The sequence below is a fragment of the Paenibacillus sp. PAMC21692 genome, from assembly GCF_014303795.1.
Lineage (GTDB): Bacteria > Bacillota > Bacilli > Paenibacillales > Paenibacillaceae > Pristimantibacillus > Pristimantibacillus agaridevorans.
The window spans coordinates 7,372,022-7,386,268 of sequence record NZ_CP060293.1; the positions used below are offsets into that span (position 1 = coordinate 7,372,022).

A 14,247-nucleotide genomic window follows, 5' to 3' on the forward strand; every position below is an offset into this window, starting at 1 on the left:
CCCGTACCCGTTTCTAATCGAGCTCGATTACCACTCGTATTGCTTCATCTCCTCTGCCGTCTCCGTGTTGTCGAAATAGGCCTGCGCCTCTCGGAGGCACTCCTCTTCCTTCTCATCGCACCAAAAATGCGTCAAAATAAGCTGGCCGACGCCGGCTGCCCGCGCGGCATAACCGGCTTCCCCCGCCGTCATGTGAGGCAGAGCAACGGCGCCTCTCCGCGCCGTTGTCGCCTCGCATAGCAGCACATCCGCTCCCTTGGCAAATTCGATCAAACCTTCGTGCAGCGTCGTATCGGAGGAATAAACCAGCCTCTTGCCACCTCCCCAAGAAATTTCCACTGCATAGGTTTCGACAGAATGCATCATTGGGGCAAATCGGAAGTGCAGATCGCCGATAACAAGCCGAGTACTCTCGTTGATCGTACCGGTGTCAAATGCTTCTGGATAATGCAACTGACCCGCTTCCGCTCCCGGCGAAGCCGGCATATAGACGGGGATAATCCGCTCCATTGCGCCCAGCGCCCGCTTCGTCTCCACGGCATACTTCATTATGCGCAGGTCCCCGCAATGATCGTCGTGAAGATGCGACACGACGATGCCTTCCAGCCGGTCGAGCGGACATAGCGTCTGCACTCGGCTCAACACGCCGTTGCCGCACTCCAGCAGAACGAAACGTCCGCCATGCTCCAGCAAATACCCGGAGCATGCGCCACCCGGCCTCGGAAACGTGCCGTTGTTCCCCAGAACGGTCAGCTTCATCGCGCGTTCACCACGATGCAGCTCAGCTCCGATTCCGGCAACGCCATTCTCAGCCTGCCGTCGAGCCACTGCCAGGAAACCTCTCCTTCTTCGCCTCCCAGCTCCGCCGTCCATAGTTGCAGCCCGCCATCGTCTGCACTCTCCTCGACAGCTCCGACGCTCGCCGCCTCGACCTCGAAGTAACCCGTCGCCTTGCCCAGATTGTCGATCACGTACAAATGTCCGCCATCCTGCAGTGTCCAATGGCTGACCTTAACGGTCTCCGAAGCGCGGATGGACGCGATTCCGTCATCGTCGACATAGACGCCCTGGCGAACGAATGGCTGCAGCTTGCCGCGCAGCTTCACCGCCTGTTCCATAAAGCGGAGCGTGATATCATCCGCGTCCTTGAACTTATCCATCCCGATCCAGAATACCGCCCCTAAGAGCATCGCCCTAGCCGTATCTCTCCGAAGCTGCTCGTACCGCTCGCTGCCGGACAACCCTCGCCTGGGATTGACCATGTTGATTTGGACGTATTCGGGGAAGGTATATTTGTACAAATTAAAAAATTCGTCGTACTTCTCGCCGTTCCAGGTCAAATTCCCCCACACGTTGCTGCCGTAGATGTCGCCGCAATTCTCGATCATGAGAAAGCTGTCCGGGTTCATCTTCCGCATTTCGGGCAGCAGCTTCCTCAATACCCGCAAATAACCGGTATTAAATTCGTCCGGCCGAACGTGGGAATGTCCGGAATCGTAACACGGATAGGGGTCGGCGGAGCCCAGTTGATCGAGATAGATGCCGGTTGCGCCGTAGCTGCGCACCATCCATCGCGACATGTCGAGCAAATAATTTTGCCATTCGTCGTGAGAGGGACAAAGCGCGACGAAGCGGTTCGGGCCGTATTCTTCGTGCATCATCCCGCCTTCTGGATCCTTGATCGCCCATCGCCGGCCCAGCGTCGGGAAAAAATCCGAATCCACGTCGAAGATTCTGGCATTGATGTAGAACGTGACGAAGCCGTTCTGTTCCTTCACGTAGCTGCAGCCTTCGAACAGCTCCCATGGCGTGCCCAGCTCCATGTCGGGCTGAAATTCGGGATAATCCCGGTCGAAGCCCTTGCGGTTCCAGGAAGCGAGCAGCATATGTCTCATATCGAATGCCGACTTGCCTTGATCGAACATCGCGGGAATATCGGCAAACCGCTTGTCGATGTTCTCCTGCCTCTTGAAGTTGTAGCATTGATGAAGAACATATTCATCTTGCAGGAAGGAAGGGTGCTCTGGCATCGCGATATGGCCATCGATCCACTGTCTGTATCGTTTGGCTCCCCAGTGCCAATCGCAATTGGTGAGCGCAAGGCAAAATTCGCCGGAATGCCACTTCTCCCCCGCGCCGACGTGCGGGAATTTGCGGAAAGACAGGCCCAGCCATGGCTCCTCGGGTCCTCCTGTCTCGACTCGCAAGCCCGTCAACGGAAACCGCTCGTCATGCGAAGAGAAATAAAGGCCTTGCTTCCGGTCGTGCAAATACATCCATGTCATGGAGGCAAGTCCGCAATAATTGATTTCCCGATAATAGCAGTCATCCGAACGGAAGGACTGCGCCCGCCAGAAATTCATGTATTTGTCCGAAGCGTAATGCAGAACGGGATCGCCAATCTTCTCCCCGGCATGATGCGGGTACACGAGTTGGTTCTCGCTTCTGTTCGAGCCTAGCTGCATACCGCCGAGATACGGGAATAACACCTCCGTCACGTCATAGTCCGCATCTTCGTTGCGGAGCTCGAGACTCCAATAACATTCTCCGCTGGCCGGAGCAAGACGAATTCGGACGACCGCGCCGATCGCCGCATTCCTCCCCGGCACGTTAAGTACGTTGCCACCGCCCCCGTCAAGTTCGTTGCTCACCGCTCCTCCAAGCTCGTTGCCGCCGGCCACGTCCAGCTCCCTGCTCACCGCTCCTCCAAGCTCGCTGCTCCGGATGCCGCCGGGATCGGCTTCGAACGTCAACTCCAACATCTTGGAGCCGTCCGCAGTAGCTGCGGATTGGCAGGACAGCAGCCTTATGCCCTCCAAAGGACTTGTGGGACGCCCGGTTTCTCCGCGTTTTGACGTCCAGAGCGCCAACAAAGGCCGAACCTGTTCGTGCTTGACGCAGTCATCGCCAGTCTCTTTGTTAAGCAGCGATACAATGCCGAGACTGCTTTCGTCGAAAGTTACGGCGATAAAATCGTTCTCCAGCTTGTGTTGCATGGCGTCAATACCCTTCCTTTTCGTAAGTGGCCCATGCTTCGCTGTTATGCGTGCCCGCGCCAGGCATATGATTGCTCTTATAGATGCTCGGCTTCTTCCCTGCCGCTACGAGCAGCTCCACCACTCTCGCTTCGATCGCCCAGAACAAATACGAAGCCGCGATGCCGGAGGAAGGACATAAGCCAATATCCAATTCGTCCACATGGAGCACCGTATCTCCGACATTGGAGCAATTGTCCACGACGATGTCGGCGGCTTCGAACAACCGTTTGCCGCTCTTGTGCGCCGAGGTCAGGAAGCTCGAATATTCGACGGCGGTAATCGCAATGACGGTCAGTCCGAGTTCTCTGGCATACAGAGCCATCTCCACGGGCAATACATTGATGCCCGACACCGACCCGATCATCAAAATATCGCCGGAGAGCATATTGCTTTTGTTTACTATGAATGCGGGCAATCCTTCGATCTCATCCATAAAAGCCTTCTTGCGCGTCCGCGTGATGTCCGCTTCGCGGTAACGCGTCGGATTGGAAACATCGACGGCAACCCGCACCGGACGCACCGCCATCATGCCGCCCGTTCTCCCCACGCCTTCGTACATCAGCATATGGCCGGTATCCAGCAGATGCCAGATGCCGCCGTTCTCCAGGCTGCCGGCAATGGCGCGCGCAGCTTGATCAATTGCATTTAGTTGCGTGGACTCGATTTTGTCGAGCACGTTCCTCATGTTCTGAAAGTAGGTAAGGGGTAACATGCAAATCCGCCTCTCGATTGAATTCTATATGCCAATTCTCAGGTCAAAGCAAGGTCATCTTTAGACTGCTCAGCAGATCGTCGCTCCAGGGCACGCCGGCAGCGCGATAAGCCAACATCAATGCGCCTGCTGACGGGGGACCGAACGGCGTCCCGATTGTAATGCTTGGACATTCTCTGCGCAATGACGCGGTGAAGGCGGATAATAAAGGATCTCCGAATACCGTCATCCCGCCGGTCAAAACAACCTTGTAACGGGCATCGTCCATATCCAGTCGCTTGATAACGGCCTGCGCCAGCTCTGCCAACTGCTCCCCCGCCTCGAAGATCAGCTTCTTCGCAACGCCGTCGCCTTCGCATGCAGCCTCGCGCACGAGATAGGTCAGACTGCCTGTGTTGTCCGCCGAGATGACGGACTTAAGCTGCGCGATATCCGTGACGCCATAATGCCGCTTCAGCTTGTCGCTAATCAACGTGTTCGGTCCTCTGCCTTCATGGGCAAGCGCGGCGGCCCGCAAGGCGCTTGCCGACACAGCATAGCCGCTTCCGGGATCGCCGATGATGGGCCCCCACCCCCCGACTACGAAATTATCGCCATGCTCGTTAACGCCCATTGCGAACGAACCGGTGCCCGCAAGCACCGCGATCCCTTCCTTGGCGCCAAGCGCGCCAAACAGCGTGCTCTCCATGTCGCTGTCGTATAAGACCGACGCCAAGCCCAGCTCATCCTCCAGCAGCCGCGACAGCTCCTCCCTATGCTTTTTCATCCCCGGGATGCAGCAAGCTGCCTCCGCTATACGGCCCGGGGATGCCGAAGCCGCCTCCAGCGCGCCGCGGACGGCTGCCGCAACCGCATGCGCCGCCGCTTCGAAGCCGACAAAATTCGGATTCGAGCCGCCGAAGACGGCTCTGCCGAGGCAGCGGCCGCCCCTGTCCGCGACGACCGCCTCCGTCTTTGTTCCTCCGCCATCGATGGCAAGGAACAGCATAGATTCGCCAAAATCGTTAACCATCGTCACTTGCCGCCCGACAGTACAGAAGCCGCGTTTTTTTCGACCGCGTCGACTGCCTCCTGCACCGACTTCTGGCCCAGCCACATCAGATCGAATTGTTTGGCAACTTCCGTGTTAAACGCTGCTCCGTGCACCGGCGTCGGGAACGGGACGCTATACGACAGCGCTTCGATCAAATAGCGGTTATCGGGATGCTTCTCCAGGAACGACTTCATATCGACGCCTTGCACCGCCGGCAAGCCCATGCCCGTATCCAGGGCGATTTGCTGGGCTTCCTTCCCGCTCAAAAATTCAAGTACGCGCCACGACAAATCCGGGTTATCGGCCCCCTTCGGAATGACCCATGCATTAACGAAGGATGTGCTGAGCTTCTGCTTCCCTTGCGGCAGCGGACGAATCAAATATTCGACCCCTTCTTTCTCGAACGTAGCCGTATAGGACAAGCCTCCCGCGATCATTGCAACCTTGCCCGCCACAAACGTCGATACGTCGTTGGAGCCGAATTGCTGAGCCTGGCTTTCCGTAGGCGCCGACTTATCGACATGCACGAGATCGTGCAGGAACTGAAGCGCCTCCACGCTCTCCGGCTTGCCCAGCATCGACTGGCCGTCCTGCGTCACGAGCCCGCCGTCATTTTGCATGAGCCAAGACGTATAGCCGTCCGCGTATTTCGGGAAATAAAAGCCCCATTGGCCTTCGCCCGACAACTGCTTCGAGATCGCCCTAAAGTCTTCCCATGTCCAGTCTTCCTTGGGATAGGCCACGCCGGCGTCATCGAACATCTTTTTGTTTAAAAACATGACTTTGCTCGTAATATCCCTCGCTACGGCAAACGGCTTGCCTTCAAATGACAACGCGTTGGAGACGACGGGATACGCGCTTGAGAGATATTCGTCCGAAACGTAGCTTTCCAGGGAAAGAATCGCTCCTTTCTCCGCGTATACCGGAATTCTGTCCATAGCCAGCATCATCACCTCAGGCATCTCGCCTCCGCCCGCGATCATCGTCAGAACCTTGTCTGCATAACCCGAGCCGATCTGAATATATTCCATCTCCAGATCCGGATTCAACTCTTCGAACTTGGCCTTCAGTTGCTTGAGCGGCTCCGACTGGGTGAAGTCCCACCACGACAGAACCTCAACTTTGGTTCTTTCCTTCGGCGGCTCGGGCTTCTGCGTCGCCGCACTCTCCTCCGGTCCTGCAGAATTGCTGGGACTCGGCGGGGTATTTCCTCCGTTATTGCCGGAACATGCGGTTACAATCACCATCAATGCCGTCATCAATGCCACTAAGGATAATTTCGTTGCTTTCATGGCCAAAAACCTCCTCGATTGATCAAATGGAATACTTCCGGATCATGCTCAACCCATCTTTTTATATCCTCCAAACCAACAACCCATCCCATAATCCTGTCTGTTCCGTTCGCATCACATCCTCTCAAGCCAGTTCAAGGCCTCTAACGAATAAGTAGCCCAAGCCGTTTACTTGCCGCTGAGTCCGGAGGTCAGCATGCTCTTGATGAAGTGGCGCTGGAACACCAGAAAGATGATAATCAGCGGAAGGATCGACATGGAGGCGGCAGCCATCAGCATGCCCCAGTCGTTGTTTGTATTGCTTTGCAAATAGGTGATCCCGACTTGAATCGGCATCTTCCAATAATCGTTCATAACGACTAACGGCCATAAGAAGGAATTCCATTCGCCCACGAACGACAAGATCGCAATGGTTGCCAGTGCCGGCTTCGCATTGGGCAAAATGATTCGACGCCATATGCCGAATCGGCTGCAGCCGTCCATAATCGCGGCTTCGTCCAAATCTCTCGGTATCGCAAGATAATATTGCCGCATAAAAAATATATTAAAAACCAGCGATGCGCCAAATATCGACGGAACGATAAGCGCCTGATATTCGTTAATCCATCCGAGCATTCGCATAAGCGAATAATTCGGAATCAACGTAATGTGACCAGGCATCATCATCACGCCCAATAAGATCAGAAATACGGCATCCCGCCCTTTGAACCGCAGCCGCGCGAACGAATAAGCGGCAAGCGAGCTCAGCGCGATATTGCAAAAAGGCACGATAATAGACAGCATCAACGAATTTAGCAAAAATCGGTAGAACGGCAATACCGTCCATACTTGAACATAATTATCGAACGTGAACGGTCTGGGCAGCAGATCGAACGGATTTCCATTAAAGATCTGCGCGTTCGTCTTAAAGGAGGCCGTAATCGCCCAAACGAACGGGTAAATCATGAGCACGGCAATAGCCGTTAATCCCGCGTAGAGAATGATCCGGGATATCGTTCCACGAAGCTTCATCCACTTGTCTCCTTCCTCTGGTGACTTACATACGAGCGCCTTCGCTTTTTCTTCGATGCCAGAACTGGATCAACGTCAATACGAACAAGATAAAAAACAGCACCCAGGCCAGCGCGGACGCATAACCCATTCGATAAGACTGGAATGCCTCCGTATAAATGTAGTAGAGCAGCGAATTGGTTGTACCGCCGGGACCGCCTTTCGTCATTGCCAGAATGGCTTCGAAAATATTAAACGATTCGATCATGAGCAGAACAGTGACGATAAATGTCGTGTTTGCCAAAAGCGGCACGGTTATGTATCTCGTCTTCTGCCAAGGGCTGGCTCCGTCAATGGAGGCTGCTTCGTACAGCTCATCCGGAATCGTCTGAAGTCCCGCGAGGTAAAGGATCATATAATAGCCGCTAATCTGCCAGATCCGCATCAACACAAGCGCGGGCTTCGCCCAAAATGTGCTTTCCAGCCAGCGGGGCGGATTATCGATGCCGATATACGACAATACGGTGTTGATGCTGCCGATATCCGGATTGAAGATCCAGAGCCAAACGACTCCAATCGCAATCGTTGACGTGATGTGAGGCAAGTAATAGGACGCTCTAAAAAATCCCGCCCCTTTTAGCGGCCTGTGGATCAAGATGGCCAGCGTCATGGCGCTTACAATGCCGATCGGCACCATCGTAACTACAAAAAACAACGTATTGCCAAACGTTTGGTAAAACTCGTCGTCGCGCAAAAGCATGCCGTAATTGCTAAATCCCGTCCACTTGGCGGGAGTCAACAGATCCCAATCCGTCAAGGAAATAAAAAAGGAATACACCAGCGCTCCGTAAGTAAATACCGCAACTCCAGCAAGAACGGGCAGGATGAACAGCCAACCCATTAATGTTTCATTGTCGCCCCATCGTTGTCTTCGTAAGACCCTCGGCCGCTTCGCGCGTTCGGAAGCTGTGTGCTGCATGCAAGCAACCTCTCCTCTCGTTATGAGTCATTTTTCTACTTCTGCATATCCGTACGGACGGCAAGACGAACAAATCCATCCGATCGATGCAGAAGCTCTTCCGCCTCCTCCGGCGTTACGCGCGCAAGCAGGCTTACGACGGCCGTCTTAATGCGCCAGTCTGCGCTCTCGAGCGCAAGCTCCGACTCCTCTTGTCCGGCACCGGTTGCTTCCCTGACAATTTGAACGGCGCGTCTCTTCAGCTTCGAGTTGGAGGGCTGCATATCGACCATCATATTGCGATACACATGACCCGTACGAATCATGCTGGCCGTGCTCAACATGTTCAAGACGATTTTTTGCGCGGTTCCCGCCTTCAGACGCGTCGAGCCCGCAAGCAGCTCAGGACCGACGATAACCTCGATGGACAGACCGGAAATTTTCCCCATGACCGTCTCCTTATTGCAAGACACCGAGATCGTCGCAGCTCCCAAACCTGCCGCATATTTCAAAGCGCCTATGCAATAAGGCGTGCTCCCGCTTGCGCTCAAAGCTACGACACAATCGCTGCTGGCCAATTCGAGGGCGAGCAACTCGCGAGCTCCCGCTTCTTCGTCGTCCTCCGCGCCTTCAATCGGTGCAAGAAATGCATCCGGACCGCCTGCAAGCAGGAACGATACCTGCTCGGGAGAAGTGCCGAATGTCGGGGGACATTCAAGCGCATCAATAGCCGCCAGCCTGCCGCTTGTACCTGCGCCGACATAGATCAATCTGCCGCCTTTGCGGAATCGGTCGACGATAATGTCTACTGCCTGCGCAATGTCTGGAAGCGCCTTCTTAAGCGCCGGCATGATGGCATGATCTTCGTCGTTCATTAGTTGCAGAATCTCCAAGCTATTCATGGCATCCATGTCCGAAGAACGGTTATTTCTCTGTTCGGACACTTCTGCTTTAGATTGTCGCTCTCCCATCTCTTCTTCGCTCCTTCTCTTAATCCGCGATGCGGAATCGAGTCTAATTCATCATACTTCATATGAATCTATACATCCATATGTATAGACCACTTTAACGATAACTTCATATTCTGCGGAAGCGCCAGGCATAAAGCGCGGGCTTCCGCCGCAAGCCGTCTTTCGATTGTACGTTAAAATCGCGTATCTCTTGGTCATGTATCAACTCCTCCAGTTGCTAAAGCGGTTACAATTAAACGTTTATCGCCAGCTCTTATCGAGCCAGCTCCGAATGGAATTTGTAACGGTCGCCCGGATAAACGGATTTGACATATTCAAAGGGATGGCCGTCGCTATCGAATGTGACTCGTTTAATCAACATCATAGGAATGTCCGCTCTCACCTGAAGCAGATTTATTTCACGCGCCGTCGGCATCCCGACCTCGATGGTCTGACTTGCTCTCGCAGGCGCAACGCCGTACCGCTCGGATAACAGACGGTATAACGACACGCCTTCAAATGATTCATGCGCCAATTCCGGGAAGCGATCCACTGGAAGATGGGTCGTCTCCAGCGCCATCGGTTTCTCGTCAGCAAGCCGGACACGGGTAAGAATGACCGTATTCGTATTTTCCTCGAGCCCTAGAACTTGCCGAACGTTTGACGGAGGCGTCGTCACATCCACATCGACAACATATGCCCCTGGCTTCAATCCTCGGCTAGCCATGTCTTCGCTAAAGCTCGTTAATTTGTACAAGCCTTGATCGATTTTGGGCTGGGCTACAAAGGTTCCTCTGCCTTGCTCCCTGATCAGCTTCCCTTCGTTAACCAATTCCAGGAGCGCTTGCCTGACCGTCATTCGGCTGATACTGAACATCTCGCTCAGCTCCCGCTCGGACAATATGCTGTCTCCGGGCTTTAACTCCTCTCTTTCGATTTGTTCGATCATATGCTGCTTCAATTGAAAGTAAAGCGGTATGGGAATGTTCTTGTTGAGCTGATACTTCATAATCAATAACCAACTTTCTTTTTTTGCTAATTTGTAAAGACGTATAGACCACTTAACATTAATACATATTCGCTATTCATTTACAAATTCCTTTTTGGATTACAAAATATTTTTTTGTACTTTTGGCACGTTGAAACGCCTGACGGCGTCCCCTTTTCGGACGCTATTGTTTCGGCGAAACTTATATAGAATGTGGGAGCAAACTCATTTACACTAATCAGAGTTACTTTCCGGTCCATCGGCGTTTTAAACGCCTACAGCCGCTCGATCGCCTACTTTTTGGAGCCATAAGCGTTACTAACGCCTATGGACGCTAATCAGAGTTACTTTTCGGTCCATCGGCGTTTTTAACGCCTACAGCTGCTCGTTCGCCTACTTTTTGGAGACATAAGCGTTATTAACGCCTATGGGCACTAATCAAAGCTACTTTCCGATCCATAGGCGTTTTTAACGTCTACAGCTGCTCGTTCGCCTGCTTTTTGGAGCCATAAGCGTTACTAACGCCTATGGACGCTAATCAGAGTTATTTTCCGGTCCATCGGCGTTTTTAACGCCTACAGCTGCTCGCTCGCCTACTTTTTGGAGCCATAAGCGTTACTAACGCCTATGGACACTAATCAGAGTTACTTTACGATCCATCGGCGTTTTAAACGCCTACAGCTGCTCGTTCGCCTACTTTTTGGAGACATAAGCGTTACTAACGCCTATGGCTGCTAATCAGAGTTACTTTCCGGTCCATCGGCGTTTTAACGCCTACAGCTACTCTCAGTATCTGCAGTCCGGTATGTCGTATAATTTGCTAAACGGCAAAAAAAACAGCAGCGCCGGTCCAGCGCTGCTGCTTTCCATTTGATTATTCGCCGCCCATAAATACGTAACGGCAGACGATCAGTACCGCCAGTATCCACATGAGCCAATGTACTTTGTATTTGCCTTTGCCAGCAATATTTGCAACGGATGCGAGCAAGACGTAGGATACGATACCGAAGGAGATACCGTTCGCGATGCTGTAAGTGAAAGGCATCATCGCAAGCGTCAGGAATGCCGGAATCGCATAGACCATATCGGAGAAGTCGATCTCCTTTACGGATTGCATCATCAGCACGCCGACGATAATCAGTGCCGCCGCAGTCGCCGTTCCGGGCACAAGCGCTACGAGCGGCGAGAGGAAGATCGCCAGCAAGAAGCAGATGCCCGTCGTTACCGCCGTCAAGCCGGAACGTCCGCCTTGCGCGATACCCGCGGAGCTCTCGACGAAAGCCGTTACCGTGCTCGTTCCAAGGACAGCGCCGCCGCCAACGCCGATCGCGTCGATCATCATCGCTTTGCCCACAACTTTTTTCCCCTTTTCGGGGTCCTTCATGATGCCGGCGCGGTTAGCCGTGCCGACTAGCGTACCGAACGTATCAAACAGCTCGACGAAAGTGAAGGTCAGGATAACTGTAATCAAGCCTACTTCCAGAACGCCCGCGAAGTCGAAATGCCATACGTTCATCGTGGAGAAGTCGGGAATCCAGGTTTTCCCTTCAAGCGCTTCGCTAATGTTAACATGACCTGAAATCAGCGCGATAACCGTAGTACCCAGAATACCGAAAAGAATAGCTCCCGGCACGCGCAGGACCATCAGAATCGCGATCAGAGCGATCGCAATGACGGTAAACACCACATTTTCATTGTGGAAGCTTCCGAGGGAGATAAGCGTATCCCCGTTCTCGAAGGCGATAATGGTCATCAGACCGCTGTTCTTAAGACCGATTACGGCGATAAACAAACCAATGCCGACCGTAATCGCGTGCTTCAGGCTGTCCGGTACGGCGGTAATGAGCATCTGGCGGATCTGCGTGACCGTCAGGATGATAAAGATAATACCGGAGATGAACACCGCCGTCAGACCCATAGCCGGGGATATCGGAGTATCCGTGGCGGCCGAAGCGAGAATGACCGATGCAAAGTATGCGTTAAGCCCCATGCCCGGCGCGAGCGCAACTGGGAAGTTCACGAACAAGCCCATCGCGATCGTGAAGATACCTGCTGCCAGTGCCGTAGCCAAGAAGACAGCCGTCCAATCCAGACCAGTCGGCGACAAGATTGCCGGGTTGACGGCCAGTATGTAAGCCATCGTCATGAAAGTCGTCAGTCCGGCCATGACTTCAGTTCTGACATTTGTTCCCAGTTCCTTCAAACGAAAGAAACGTTCCATTTTGAATAACCCTCCCAAAATTGTGTTGGAACAAACAAAGAAGCCTAGTAAAAAATGCATAATGGCATTTCTTCTAGGCTCTGCAAAAAGGGAAGAAAACATTCGCCGGACCGCAGCGAACTTGCTTTCTTCACCCTTTTCGTAGCCTGATCATTTACGGTGACCGAGTAGAGACTCTCAAGCCGATTCTTGAGATTATACGAAAAGTTCCTATGCGGTTGTTGTCTTCCGACTTTAATTCTAATGAGAGAGCAAACGTTTTGTCAACATTTTTCACGAATATTCGACTCGAAATTTATTCCATTATTCGTAAATGGAACGTTTTCATTTAAATTCCAGTTGCCAATTGATCGGAACTGCCTACTCGATGATCAAAGGCAGCCCTACAGCAACCAAAATGATGAGAACAACAATGATCCACACGACCGGTCTTGCCATATTCATCGTCCATCCGATGCCGAACCGCTTTTCCACAAACAGCGCCGGGTCATTGGGGTTAAAATAGATAACTCCCAGCTTCCAATGGCGATCGTGATCTGCGGCCGACGCAACCGTTGTTTGCGGCTTGCCTCCGCTCTCCGACTTGAGCCGGCTTCCGCCTTGTCCCGTTTTGACGGACAGCGCCATGGAGGACACCACCAACAGTCCCACCACCAAAATCGTGGCTAACGCAGAAACATTGCCGGACCAGTCGAGCAACATCCCCACAGGTATCATGCCGATGGCTGCCATAATCATAAATCCGAAGATGATCAAATAAGCGGACCAGATTCGGCGGAACCTCAGGTTGCGATGCAACGATCCTTCCGGATCGGATGCTTCCGCCACTTGTTTGCTGCGCCCGATGACGACATTCGTAAAGACGAAAACAATCAGAAGGAAGGCTTGCACGAAAACGGGCCAAAGGACGGAAGTGTAGCTTTTTGCCACGCTGCGTGTCACTTCTCCGTTAAAATCGTATTTCATCGGCATGAGCTCCGGGAACCGGTCGTAACCGAGCACGCAGACGAGTATCGTCCCCATAATAAGCAGCAAATGCGGGATAAACCAGTAATGAGGCTGGGTAAGCTTTTCCGTGCGGAAGGCCGTGCTGACCATAATGCGCTGAGGCGCCTCTTTAAGCCATTGCTCTTTTTCTTTGATGGCCTTTACGGCTCGATGAATCTTGTAATAGATGCCAAAGGAAACGATTATATACAATACGGTATGGGCGGCGAGCGCGATTCCCCAGGCGTTGTCGCTGGAGATCCGGAACGTAAAAATCATCAGCGAAGCCGTCAGCAACACGCCGAGCCCCCCGTTCCACCACAAGTAGCTTTTGCGCAGCGCTCTGATGTCCGGATGGTTCTGCCCTTCTTCCGGAATCGTCACGCCGAAGCTTTCGATCCTCCTCGTCAGCAGCGGAATGACGGTTGTCGTCAGCACGACGGGAATCATAATAACAAGTACCAGCAGCAACATCCAATTATTAGCCATTCGTATTCTCCTCTCTCCTCATGTCTTCGAACACTTCGTGGCATAACGCGCCGAACTGCTCCTTCGTCAATCCCCGACAGATCGCATCCGCGATCAGCGGCTTCAGTTGTTCATTCAGTCGTTGATGGTAAGATTCGTCGGCGGGGGGCATTGTGTCCGGATGTACGACGACGCCTTGCTTCCGGTTAATCTGCACGTACCCCTCCTGCTTCAAAATTTGGTACGCTTTGTTCACGGTGTGAAGGTTGATGCCCAAATCCGACGCGAGACTTCGAACCGATGGCAGCGGCTCGCCGGGACGCAGCCGTTTCCTTGCAATGCCCTCCACAATGGCATTAACGAGCTGCGTATACAGCGGCACCTCCGATTGCAGATCGATTTCCAATAGCAATGGCTTCACCTCCGAAAATATATCGATTAGTTGTTATATATCAACTATAACAGTTGGTACTATAAGACGCAATAGGCAAATGAAATACGCAGACTGTTGGGCCAAAGATGACCAACATATACGCAGCCTATTGACAGCTCGAACAATTAAACGGAATTCCTCCCTCTATTGCTGAAGTCTGCTGTCTTGAAGACGAAA

13 protein-coding genes and 1 riboswitch are annotated in these 14,247 nt (G+C 53.0%); all 13 genes read right to left on the minus strand.

Going from position 1 to position 14,247, the window contains the following annotated elements:
- Positions 1-27: 27 nt before the first annotated feature.
- The 13 genes from H7F31_RS29505 to H7F31_RS29565 all read right to left on the minus strand — a co-directional run bounded on the left by H7F31_RS29505 (position 28) and on the right by H7F31_RS29565 (position 14,049).
- On the minus strand, positions 28-828 hold the full coding sequence (locus H7F31_RS29505; protein WP_187101727.1) for an MBL fold metallo-hydrolase: 801 nt from the start codon (positions 826-828) through the stop codon (positions 28-30).
- Complete coding sequence (locus H7F31_RS29510; protein WP_187101728.1) at positions 756-2,996, minus strand: DUF6259 domain-containing protein; 2,241 nt, start codon at positions 2,994-2,996, stop codon at positions 756-758. The genes H7F31_RS29505 and H7F31_RS29510 overlap by 73 nt, the downstream gene beginning before the upstream one ends.
- 4 nt (positions 2,997-3,000) lie before the next feature.
- Entirely contained in the window at positions 3,001-3,750 is a 750-nt protein-coding gene (locus H7F31_RS29515; RefSeq protein ID WP_187101729.1) for a sugar isomerase domain-containing protein, read from the minus strand.
- Between the two features lie 43 nt (positions 3,751-3,793).
- Positions 3,794-4,762 carry an N-acetylglucosamine kinase gene (locus H7F31_RS29520; RefSeq protein WP_187101730.1) on the minus strand — a complete coding sequence of 323 codons (969 nt, stop codon included), beginning with the start codon at positions 4,760-4,762 and terminating at the stop codon, positions 3,794-3,796.
- A 2-nt stretch (positions 4,763-4,764) separates the two neighbouring features.
- Positions 4,765-6,075 carry an ABC transporter substrate-binding protein gene (locus H7F31_RS29525; protein ID WP_187101731.1) on the minus strand — a complete coding sequence of 437 codons (1,311 nt, stop codon included), beginning with the start codon at positions 6,073-6,075 and terminating at the stop codon, positions 4,765-4,767.
- Positions 6,076-6,243: 168 nt separating this feature from the next.
- Complete coding sequence (locus H7F31_RS29530; protein ID WP_087571408.1) at positions 6,244-7,086, minus strand: carbohydrate ABC transporter permease; 843 nt, start codon at positions 7,084-7,086, stop codon at positions 6,244-6,246.
- 25 nt (positions 7,087-7,111) lie between these two features.
- Positions 7,112-8,044 carry a carbohydrate ABC transporter permease gene (locus H7F31_RS29535; RefSeq protein WP_187101732.1) on the minus strand — a complete coding sequence of 311 codons (933 nt, stop codon included), beginning with the start codon at positions 8,042-8,044 and terminating at the stop codon, positions 7,112-7,114.
- A gap of 35 nt (positions 8,045-8,079) precedes the next feature.
- Positions 8,080-8,994, minus strand: a complete 915-nt coding sequence (gene murQ / locus H7F31_RS29540) for an N-acetylmuramic acid 6-phosphate etherase (RefSeq protein ID WP_187101733.1) — start codon at positions 8,992-8,994, stop codon at positions 8,080-8,082.
- 51 nt (positions 8,995-9,045) lie between these two features.
- Positions 9,046-9,192, minus strand: a complete 147-nt coding sequence (locus H7F31_RS29545) for a hypothetical protein (RefSeq protein ID WP_187101734.1) — start codon at positions 9,190-9,192, stop codon at positions 9,046-9,048.
- A 55-nt stretch (positions 9,193-9,247) separates the two neighbouring features.
- A complete protein-coding gene (locus H7F31_RS29550; protein ID WP_261800576.1) occupies positions 9,248-9,982 on the minus strand; it encodes a GntR family transcriptional regulator in 735 nt (244 codons plus the stop codon).
- A gap of 853 nt (positions 9,983-10,835) precedes the next feature.
- Entirely contained in the window at positions 10,836-12,182 is a 1,347-nt protein-coding gene (locus H7F31_RS29555; RefSeq protein WP_187101736.1) for an NCS2 family permease, read from the minus strand.
- Between the two features lie 122 nt (positions 12,183-12,304).
- Positions 12,305-12,405, minus strand: a riboswitch (purine riboswitch).
- Between the two features lie 137 nt (positions 12,406-12,542).
- On the minus strand, positions 12,543-13,658 hold the full coding sequence (locus H7F31_RS29560) for a DUF1648 domain-containing protein (protein ID WP_187101737.1): 1,116 nt from the start codon (positions 13,656-13,658) through the stop codon (positions 12,543-12,545).
- Positions 13,651-14,049: a GntR family transcriptional regulator gene (locus H7F31_RS29565; protein WP_087571402.1), complete on the minus strand. Its 399-nt coding sequence runs from the start codon at positions 14,047-14,049 to the stop codon at positions 13,651-13,653. Before H7F31_RS29565 ends, H7F31_RS29560 begins: the two co-directional genes overlap by 8 nt.
- Positions 14,050-14,247 lie beyond the last annotated feature (198 nt).